Annotated in this window: 8 protein-coding genes; 5 read left to right on the top strand and 3 right to left on the bottom strand. The window is 73.8% G+C overall.

Translation table 11 applies throughout. From position 1 onward, the window contains the following. Positions 1–217: 217 nt before the first annotated feature. Positions 218–865, bottom strand: a complete 648-nt coding sequence (locus ACFV0O_RS37080) for a TetR family transcriptional regulator (RefSeq protein WP_030055725.1) — start codon at positions 863–865, stop codon at positions 218–220. A gap of 438 nt (positions 866–1303) precedes the next feature. Between ACFV0O_RS37080 and ACFV0O_RS37075 the strand changes: the two genes are divergently transcribed. Then, entirely contained in the window at positions 1304–3685 is a 2382-nt protein-coding gene (locus tag ACFV0O_RS37075; protein ID WP_380348599.1) for a PQQ-binding-like beta-propeller repeat protein, read from the top strand. Positions 3686–3730: 45 nt separating this feature from the next. Here ACFV0O_RS37075 and galE read toward each other — a convergent pair whose 3' ends face one another. After that, positions 3731–4717 carry a UDP-glucose 4-epimerase GalE gene (gene galE / locus ACFV0O_RS37070; RefSeq protein ID WP_360253050.1) on the bottom strand — a complete coding sequence of 329 codons (987 nt, stop codon included), beginning with the start codon at positions 4715–4717 and terminating at the stop codon, positions 3731–3733. 210 nt (positions 4718–4927) lie between these two features. On the opposite strand from galE, the gene ACFV0O_RS37065 reads away from it, so the two are divergent. Further along, positions 4928–6022: a S1C family serine protease gene (locus ACFV0O_RS37065; RefSeq protein ID WP_380348639.1), complete on the top strand. Its 1095-nt coding sequence runs from the start codon at positions 4928–4930 to the stop codon at positions 6020–6022. Positions 6023–6172: 150 nt separating this feature from the next. Here ACFV0O_RS37065 and ACFV0O_RS37060 read toward each other — a convergent pair whose 3' ends face one another. Further along, a complete protein-coding gene (locus ACFV0O_RS37060; protein WP_380348597.1) occupies positions 6173–7396 on the bottom strand; it encodes a sensor histidine kinase in 1224 nt (407 codons plus the stop codon). A 302-nt stretch (positions 7397–7698) separates the two neighbouring features. Here ACFV0O_RS37060 and ACFV0O_RS37055 point away from each other — a divergent pair, with 302 nt between their 5' ends. The 3 genes from ACFV0O_RS37055 to ACFV0O_RS37045 form a co-directional block, all read left to right on the top strand. Further along, positions 7699–8115, top strand: coding sequence for an NADH-quinone oxidoreductase subunit A (locus ACFV0O_RS37055; RefSeq protein ID WP_360253053.1), 417 nt, complete (start codon positions 7699–7701; stop codon positions 8113–8115). Continuing rightward, positions 8106–8813: an NADH-quinone oxidoreductase subunit B gene (locus ACFV0O_RS37050; RefSeq protein WP_380348595.1), complete on the top strand. Its 708-nt coding sequence runs from the start codon at positions 8106–8108 to the stop codon at positions 8811–8813. Before ACFV0O_RS37055 ends, ACFV0O_RS37050 begins: the two co-directional genes overlap by 10 nt. Continuing rightward, a partial coding sequence (locus ACFV0O_RS37045) for an NADH-quinone oxidoreductase subunit C (RefSeq protein ID WP_380348593.1) occupies positions 8810–9498 on the top strand: 689 nt, incomplete at its 3' end. The genes ACFV0O_RS37050 and ACFV0O_RS37045, both read left to right, overlap by 4 nt.

The raw sequence follows: 9498 nt of genomic DNA, 5'->3' as shown, positions 1-9498 counted from the left end.
GCGCCGGGGGGGGGGGGGGGGGGGGCCCGCCGCGCCCCTTTCTTCTGTTGGGGGGGGGGGCGCGCTCGCGGGGGGGGGGGCCCCCCCCCCCCCCGGCATGTCTGGCGCGCGTGCGGTACGTCGGCGGACCTCCCCCGAGGACACGGCCGCCGTCCGTCGTTCCCCGGACAGGAGGCCGGGGCTGCGCGCGGAGCGGATGGTGGGGTGGGTGGTAGGTCTACTTGGGCGGCTTCTTGCCGGTGACGCCCAGGTACACCAGGGGAGCGAGGTTGGGCTTGAGGTCCTTGACCTTGACGCCCCAGGAAGTGAAGGCCTTCTGGTGCTCGGCCGCCGAAGCGAGCAGCGAGACCAGGGCCCCGGCCACGGCGTTCGGGTCGAGCGACTTGTCGGCCTGACCCTTCGCCTGGAGTTCCTTGACGGCTTCCGCGAGTGGCTTGGCGACCGCGTTGAGGACCGTCATGCGGATCTTGAAGAACCGCTTGTCCCCTTCGGCGGCACCGAGCGTGACCACTCGGAGAATGGCGTCGTTCTTGCGCCAGAAGGCGAGGAATCCGTCGACCAGTTCTTCCGAAGTGGTCGGTCCGGACTTCCCTGCCCAGGACTTTCCGGCCACCAGCTCTTTGAGGGTGTCGGCGTCCTTGGCCATTTCCTCGGCGATTTCGAGGACTGCGCCCTCGACATCCGGGAAGTACTGGTAGAAGGTCGCGGGGGAGGTACCCGCCATACGGGCGACGTCGATGACCTTGACGTCCCGATAGGGCGACGTGCTGAGCATCTCGCGGAGGCAGTCGAGCAGCTTCTGCCGCGTCTCCTGTCCGCGTCGCCCGGCGACGCGACCGTCGACGGTGCGAACTTGTCCTGTCATGCCGTCAGCTTACCGTGGCACGATCTTGGCGCGATTCGGTGATGCGACTATTACTCCGCACGGGGGTTGGTATAGCGGCATCATCCGCTTCGGACGGATATTCACGGGCCCCTGTTGAAGCCCCCCCGTGTGCTTTTGATCTCACAGCGTGACGGCGAGTTCGCTGAGGGGTGGTCGGGTGACGGAGTGTGACGAGGTGGGGTGGGTCCGGGACCATCCCGAAGTGGACGGTCCGGCCCGCGGGTGCAAGCCGGGGCCGGAGCGGGCGTCAGAATCCGGCCGTTCCGTTCCCGCTGACCCGCGAGCGCTCCCGGGGCCCTCCCGGGACGGTCGCGCGGTGCTCTCCGGGCGGGGGAGGTTGGAGATGCGCCGGGCGGCATTGGAGAATCGGGTCCGGCACCACGCGGCGGGTGCGGACAACGGGGAGGTGGCAGCGGAGTGGACCAGCTGACGGCGCACGATCCGAGGCGGATCGGGCCCTTCGAGGTGCTGGGGCGGCTCGGCGCGGGCGGGATGGGCCTGGTCTACCTGGCGCGGTCCGCGTCCGGGCGACGAGTGGCCATCAAGACCGTCCGGGGGGAGCTGGCCGAGGACGAGCTGTTCCGGGTCCGCTTCGCGCGGGAGATCGCGGCCGCCAAGACGGTCGGCGGCTTCTACACGGCGGCGGTGGTGGACGCCGACGCGGACGCGCGGGTGCCCTGGCTGGCGACGGCGTACATCCCGGCGCCCTCGCTGGAGGACCTGGTCGAGGACTGCGGCCCGCTGCCGGTGGACGCCACCCGCTGGCTGGTCGCCGGCATAGCGGAGGCCCTGCAGTCGATCCACGCGGCCGGGCTGATCCACCGCGACCTCAAGCCCTCCAACGTCCTGGTGGTCGAGGACGGCCCGAAGGTGATCGACTTCGGCATCGCGGCGGGGGTCTCCAACACCCGGCTCACCATGACCAACGTCGCGGTCGGCACCCCCGCCTACATGTCCCCCGAGCAGGCCCGGGACAGCCGGACCGTCCGGGGCGCCAGCGACGTCTTCTCGCTCGGCTCCCTGATGGTCTTCTGCGCCACCGGACACCCGCCCTACCGGGGCTCCAACCCGGTCGAGACGGTGTTCCAGCTGCTGCGCGAGGAGCCGGACCTGACCGGCATGCCGCCCGAGCTGATGGACCTGGTCCGGGCCTGCATGCAGCAGGCGGCCGAGCACCGGCCCACCCCGGCGCAGATCCAGGCCGAGCTGGCCCCGCACCTCTTCTCCCGGGACGACGCCTCCGGCGAGGCCGGGGACTGGCTTCCGGCCAACGCGCTGGAGCTGATCGAGCGCAAGCGCGGCCGCCGGTCCGCGGCTGCGCGCCCGCCGCAGGGCCCGGCCGCCCCGCCGCAGCCGCCCCCGCCGCCGTACGCGGCCCCGCCGCACCCGCAGGTCCCCCCGCAGGCCCACGGGCCCGCCGACCCGCGCACCGACGCGGCCGGCCGGCACCTCCAGCCGCCCGCCGGGCCGGTGCACACCGCGCCGCCGTCCGGGGCCGAGATCCCGACCGCGAAGATCGCCTCCCCGAACAAGCACCGCGCGCCCACCGGCGGCGGCGCCGTCGAGGTGCAGCTGTCCGGCGCCTCGGTGCGGATAGGCCCGGGGCCGCGGGCCGAGCACGAGCAGCCCGGCCCGAGCACCGCCCCGGCCACGACCGACTGGGTCCGCCGGACGGCCCCCACGCCGCCGCCGCAGCCGGCCCCGGCGGCCCGCTGGCGCCCCTGGCGGTTCCGGATGTCCAACGACGTCTGGGGCACCCCGGTGGTCGCCGACGGCACGCTCTTCATCTCCAGCTTCGAGGTGCACGCGCTGGACATCGGCTCCGGCGAGCGCCGCTACAAGACCAGGGACGTCGCCTGGGCGCTCGCGGTGGACGCCGGCCGGGTGCACGCCGCCGACGGCCCGCACCTGTACACCGTGGACGCCGCGGACGGCACCGAGCGCTGGCGCACCACGCTGGACGGCTGGGTCTACTCGCTCTCCGCCGCCGACGGCGTGCTCTGCTCCGGCATCAGGGGAGGAGGCGTCCAGCTGCGCTCGGCGGCCAACGGCGCCGAGCTGTGGCGCGCCGACGACGCCCAGCAGGACTACGAGAACCCGCAGTCCGGTCCGGTCCTGGTGGGCGGCGCGGCCTACTACTACGGCGCCGGGCGGCTGCGCTGCGTCGACCCGCGCGGTGCGGGCCTGCGCTGGTCCTTCCCGGTCGGCGAGGACGTGCCCTCGCACCCGGTCGAGCGCGGCGGCGTGCTGTACGTCACGGCCGGCACCCGGGTGTACGCGCTGGACGCGGCCAGCGGGGTCGAGCGCTGGCGCTTCGAGGCCCCGGTGGTGCTGTTCACCCCGCCCGCCCTCGACGCCGACGCGGTCTACGTGGCCGACTACCTGGGAACGGTCTACGCGCTGGACGCCGCGACCGGCCTGGACCGCTGGCGTGGGGTCACCGGCAGCCGCCAGGGCGCCGAGCCGGTGGTCGTCGCGGACGGCATGGTGCTGGTCGGCAGCGGCGAGGTGCTGTACGCCTTCGAGGCGGCGACCGGCCGGGAGCGCTGGCGCTACACGGCGCGCGGCGAGATCGTCGGCTCGCCGGCGGTGGCCGACGGGCTGGTGCACCTGGGCAGCCGGGACCACTCGCTGCACACCCTGGACCTGGTGAGCGGTCAGCTGCGCTGGGAGCTCGGCACCAAGGGCGAGCTCACCGGCTCGCCGGTGGCGGTCGGCGGGCGGGTCTTCGTCGGCTCCAAGGACCGCTGCGTGTACGCGCTGGACGCCTTCTACGGCACCGCGGTGCCCGCCCGGTGAGTCCCGTCGGCGGCGGGGCGCAGGCCCCGCCGCCGCACCGGGCCGTCAGGCCCTGCGGGCGCCCGGGTGGCGGGCGCACCAGCCCTCCCACGCGGAGGCGACCATCTCCGCCACGCCGTGGCGCGCGCTCCAGCCCAGCTCGCGGTGGATCAGGTCGGCGGAGGCCACCACCCGGGCGGGGTCGCCGGGGCGGCGCGGGGTCACCTCGGCGGTGGTGTCGTAGCCGGTGACCTCGCCGATCACCGCCAGCATCTCCTGGACGCTGACGCCCTCGCCGCGGCCGATGTTGAGCACCAGCGAGGTGTCCCCGGCCGGGTCGGCGGCCAGCCGCGCGGCGGCGGCCACGTGCGCCGAGGCGATGTCGGAGACGTGGATGAAGTCGCGCACGCAGGTGCCGTCCGGCGTCGGGTAGTCGCCGCCGAAGACCCGCGGGGCCAGGCCGGCGGTGAGCCGCTCGAAGACCATCGGGATCAGGTTGAACACCCCGGCGTCGGAGAGTTCGGGGGAGGCGGCGCCGGCCACGTTGAAGTAGCGCAGGGCCACGGTGGACATGCCGTGGGCCTTCCCGGCCGCGGCGACCAGCCACTCGCCGGCCAGCTTGGTCTCGCCGTACGGGCTCATCGGGGCGCAGGGGGTGGACTCGGTGACCAGGTCGACGTCCGGCATGCCGTAGACGGCGGCGGAGGAGGAGAACAGGAAGCGCTTGACCCCGCCCTCGGCCGCGGCCTCCAGGACGGTCTGCAGGCCGATCATGTTCTCGCGGTAGTACAGGAACGGCTGCTCGACGGACTCGCCGACCTGCTTCTTGGCGGCGAAGTGCAGGACGCCCTCGACGCCGTGCTCGCGGATCGCGGCGTCCAGGACGGCGCGGTCCAGGGTCGAGCCCCCGACCAGCGGGACGCCGTCCGGCAGGCGGGACGCGTCGCCGGTGCTCAGGTCGTCCAGGACGACGACGCGCTCACCGGCGTCGAGCAGCTGACGGACGACGTGCCCGCCGATGTATCCGGCACCGCCGGTGATCAACCAAGTCATGCGGCGAATCCTAGGTGTCGGCCTGCGTCGGCTCTGCGGGCGAGTCCGGCCAGCGAACCGGACAAAACGGTGAAATGCTGACAAAGATGTGCGTGCTCTCATGCCCGGGCCCTCGCGGCACGGTGACGGATCGGAGGCAGCCAGGTGAGCCGTCAGAAGGAACACGCCCGCCCGCGGCCGACCGGACCCAGGCCGACCGGGCCCGGGACGGTGCTCGCGCGGCTGCTCCTGCCGGTCGCGCTGGTCGCCGTGCCGGCCCTGGCCGGGTGCAGCAGCGGCTCGTCCTCCTCCGCCTCCTCGACGCCCCCACACGCCTCCGGCTCCTCCCCCTCCGCCACCAAGTCGGCGGCCTCCTCCACCCCCGGGCAGAGCGGGAACCAGCTCCAGGACGCGTACCAGAAGGTGATTGCCGACGTGCTGCCCTCGGTGGTGCAGATCGTCACCGGCGACAGCCTCGGCTCCGGGATCGTCTACGACGACAAGGGCGACATCGTCACCAACGCCCACGTGGTCGGCTCCGCGACCACGTTCACCGTCACCCTCGCCAACAGCACCAAGGCGCTCGACGCCGGCCTGGTCGGCAGCTACCCCGACTCCGACCTCGCGGTGATCCGGCTGAACAGCCCGCCGAGCGCCGTCAAGCCCGCGACCTTCGGCGACTCCGGAAAGGTCCAGCTCGGCCAGATCACCCTCGCCATGGGCAGCCCGCTCGGGCTCGCCGGCAGCGTCACCCAGGGCATCGTCTCGGCCACCGGGCGGACCGTCTCCGAGCCCCAGGTCGGCGGCTCACCGGGCGCCACCATCGCCAACATGGTGCAGACCTCGGCCGCGATCAACCCGGGCAACAGCGGCGGCGCGCTGGCCAACCTGGACAGCCAGGTGATCGGCATCAACACGCTCGCCGCCACCGAGCCCCAGACCAACGGCGCGGCCGCCCCCGGCATCGGCTTCGCCATCCCGTCGTCCACCGTCATCAGCATCGCCGACCAGCTGATCAAGCAGGGCAAGGTCACCAACTCCGGCCGGGCCGCCCTCGGCATCACCGCGCGGACCAGCTTCGACCAGCAGTTCCAGCCGGCCGGCGCGGTGATCGTGGCGGTCAGCCCGGGCAGTGCGGCCGCCGCGGCGGGGCTGCAGCCCGGCGACGTCATCACCAAGATCGGCGACACCCCGGTCGACTCGCTGAACGCGCTCACCACCGCACTCGCCTCGCTCGCCCCCGGCAGCACGACCACCGTCACGTACACCCGGGACGGCAACACCCAGACCGCCGACGTCACCCTCGGCACCCTGCAGTCCCCCTAGGTCCCCCTACAGCCCGCCCCCCGGCCCCGGTACGGCGCCACCGGCCGCACTCCGTGCAAGGGTTCCGCGGACCGGCCGCCGTACCGCCCCGGCGCCGGGCCCCCGTCACTGCCTCGACGGGGGCCCGGCGCCTTCGTGTGCGCCCGGCGGTCAGCGGCGGGCCGCGCGGGTGCGCCAGGGCAGCTCGACGGTGACGGTGGTCGGGCCGCCCTCCGGGCTGTCCACCAGGAAGACCCCGTCCACCGCGCGGATCCGCTCCGCCAGCCCGGCCAGGCCGCTGCCCGGGTAGGGCGCCGCACCGCCCTTGCCGTCGTCCTGGACCAGCACCATCAGCTGGTCGTCCGAGCGCCAGACGTCGACCGCGGCGGTGCGGGCGCCGGCGTGCTTGGAGACGTTGGTCAGCAACTCGCTGACGGTGAAGTAGGCGATGCCCTCGACCGCCGAGTCCGGGCGCTCGGGCTCGCCGTCCCGGCCGGACAGGTCGACGTTCACCTTGACGCCGCCGGGGACGGTGCAGCGGGCCGCGACCGCGGACAGCGCCGCGTCCAGACCGCGGTCGGTGAGCACCGCCGGGTGGATGCCGCGGGCGAGGTCGCGCAGCTCCTGCAGGGCCAGCTTCACCTCGCCGTGCGCGTTGTCGACCATCTTCGCGGCGGCCGCCATGTCCGCCTCGCTCTCCACCTCGCGCAGCCGCTCCTTCGCCATGCCGAGGTCCATCGCCAGCGCGACCAGCCGGGCCTGGGCGCCGTCGTGCAGGTCCCGCTCGATCCGGCGCAGGTCCGCGGCGGCGGTGTCGACCACGGTGCCGCGGTCGTCCTCCAGCTCGCGCACCCGCTCGGCGAGGGCGCCCGGGAAGAGCAGCGTCTCGACCAGGATCCGGTCGACCGCGGCCATGCCGCGGATCACCCACGGCAGCAGCGGCCACAGCACCAGGACCGAGACCAGGGTCAGGGTGAAGCTGAGGATGCCCCAGGGCAGCATCAGCACGTTGTAGAGCGCCGTGCGCCAGTTCAGCAGGTCGGTGAGGTGCGCGATGGTGAAGCCGACCGTGCCCGGGCGGCGCGGGCGCACCGGCTCCGGCTCCTCGATCCGTGAGCCGTGGGCCGACCGCGCCCGGCGGCGGCCCTGGGCGCCGAGGAACCGCTGGGCGGCCAGTCCGGCGGCCAGCAGCGGCAGGCCGACCACGGTCACGGACAGCCCCAGGCCGACCGAGAGCGAGACGATCGCGAGGACGAAGCCGGCGATGCCGAGCGGCAGGTTCAGCAGCAGGTGCCCGGCCTGGCGCCACATCCGGGCGCCGTACAGGGGTGGGCGCTCCGTCCGGGCGTCCTGCTCCTCGGTGGCGTCCACGGCGCGGCGGTGCAGCGGCTTCATCCGGATCTACCGTCCCTCTTGATCGTGCGGCTGGACCAAGCTTCCCGAACGGGGGGCGGCGGGTGCCATGGGGGTGATACATCTTCCCGGCCGGGGGTTATCCCCACCCCCTGTCCCGACCGCCGGGTGTTCACCGGGGTGTCCACGGGCCGTCTTGTGGAGTGGGCAGGGTTCGGGGGGAGCGGAGCCGTCCCCTTAGACTCACGCATTGGCCATGGTTGTGGCCGTGGTTATGACTGTGCGAGGAAACGTCGTAGAACTGCCTTGAGGGGCGGATTCACGGCCGAGGTGGAGGCGAAGGCATGGAGGGGCAGCACGCGGCTGCCGTCGCGGCCGACCCGGCGGCCGGCAGCGGCTACTTCGACGCGTACGCCGCGATGGGCCTGCTGGCCGTCGTCGGGGTGCTCTTCGTGACCGTGGCGTTCACCGCCAACCGCCTGCTGCGGCCGGTGGTCCACTCACCCGAGAAACTCCTCGCGTACGAGTGCGGCGTGGACCCGGTGGGGGAGGACTGGGCGCACACCCAGGTCCGGTACTACGTGTACGCCTTCCTGTACGTGATCTTCGCGGTCGACGCGATCTACCTGTTCCCGTGGGCGACCGTCTTCGCCACCGCCGGGTACGGCGCCGGAACGCTGGTCGAGATGTTCCTCTTCATCGGCTTCCTCGCGGTCGGGCTGCTCTACGCCTGGAAGAAGGGCGTTCTGGAATGGACGTGACCCACTCCCACCCGCACGGCACGCAGGGCGGTCCCGTCCCGCTCGGCCTGCCGGACCCCGCGCACCCCGGCGCCGTCGAGCGCCGCAGCATCGGGCCGCTGGCCCGGCTCGCACCGGACCCGGTCAAGGTGGTGCTCAACTGGGGCCGCCGCTACAGCCTCTGGTGCTTCAACTTCGGCCTGGCCTGCTGCGCGATCGAGTTCATCGCCGCGTCCATGGCCAAGCACGACTTCATCCGGATGGGCGTCATCCCGTTCGCGCCGGGTCCCCGTCAGGCGGACCTGATGATCGTCTCCGGGACGGTCACCGACAAGATGGCGCCGGCCGTCAAGCGCCTCTACGAGCAGATGCCCGAGCCGAAGTACGTCATCTCCTTCGGCGCCTGCTCGAACTCCGGCGGGCCCTACTGGGACTCGTACTCGGTCACCAAGGGCGTGGACCAGATCATCCCGGTCGACGTCTACGTGCCCGGCTGCCCGCCCCGGCCCGAGGCGCTGCTCCAGGGCATCCTCAAGCTGCAGGAGAAGATCGCCGAGGAGTCCCTGCCCGGCCGCTACACCGCGCCCGCGGCGGCGCTGCGCCGACCGCTGGTGGCGGGGCCCCAGTCCGGGGCCAAGGCCGGGCCCCAGTCCGGGTCGCCGACCGGGTCGCCGGCCGGTTCCGAGACCGGGGCTTCGAACGAGGGAGGGGTCTCGTGACCACGGCCGAGCAGTGCGCGGCGTCGGTCGGGGAGTGGGCGACCGGCGCCGAGGCGTACGGGCTGATCACCGTCGACGTCCCGGCCGAGAACTGGATCGAGGCGCTCACCAACGCCCGGGACGTCCTGGGCCTGGGCTTCTTCGACTGGCTGAGCGCCGTCGACGAGCTCGCCGAGGGCTTCTCCGTGGTCGCGCACCTCGCCGCCGTCGAGGCGCCGGGCGTCCGGCACCTCGCGCTGCGCACCAGGGTGCCGCGCGACGGGGCGGCGCTGCCGACCGCCGTCGCCGTCTACGCCGGTGCCGCCTGGCACGAGCGCGAGACGCACGAGATGTTCGGCATCGACTTCCCCGGGCACCCCCACCTGGCCACCCTGCTGCTGCCGGACGGCTTCGAGGGGCACCCGCTGCGCAAGGAGTTCGTGCTCGCGGCCCGGGTCGCCAAGGACTGGCCGGGCGCCAAGGAGCCGGGCGAGTCGGACCACGGCGGCGGGCCCGCCCGGCGCAAGATGCAGCCGGCCGGCGTGCCGGACCCGAACGAGTGGGGCCCGCTCAAGGGCACCCTGCCGCCGGTCGCCGAGCGGCCCGCCCGCGGTGCGCGGGCGGCGGACGAGGGCGGGGGGATACTCCTGCGGGTGGTCCGTCCTTACGCCCGGCCCCGGCGGCCCGGGGGGGGGGGCCCCCCCCC

Source organism: Kitasatospora sp. NPDC059577, from assembly GCF_042735475.1.
Classification (GTDB): Bacteria; Actinomycetota; Actinomycetes; order Streptomycetales; family Streptomycetaceae; genus Kitasatospora.
The sequence above is the reverse complement of the archived record's forward strand: the minus strand, read 5'-3'. Positions and strand labels throughout refer to the sequence as shown.

Coding starts and splice junctions, on each gene's coding strand:
- ACFV0O_RS37080 (WP_030055725.1), bottom strand. CDS start 865: ATGACAGGACAAGTTCGCACCGTCGACGGTCGCGTCGCCGGGCGACGC.
- galE (WP_360253050.1), bottom strand. CDS start 4,717: ATGACTTGGTTGATCACCGGCGGTGCCGGATACATCGGCGGGCACGTC.
- ACFV0O_RS37060 (WP_380348597.1), bottom strand. CDS start 7,396: ATGAAGCCGCTGCACCGCCGCGCCGTGGACGCCACCGAGGAGCAGGAC.
- ACFV0O_RS37055 (WP_360253053.1), top strand. CDS start 7,699: ATGGAGGGGCAGCACGCGGCTGCCGTCGCGGCCGACCCGGCGGCCGGC.
- ACFV0O_RS37050 (WP_380348595.1), top strand. CDS start 8,106: ATGGACGTGACCCACTCCCACCCGCACGGCACGCAGGGCGGTCCCGTC.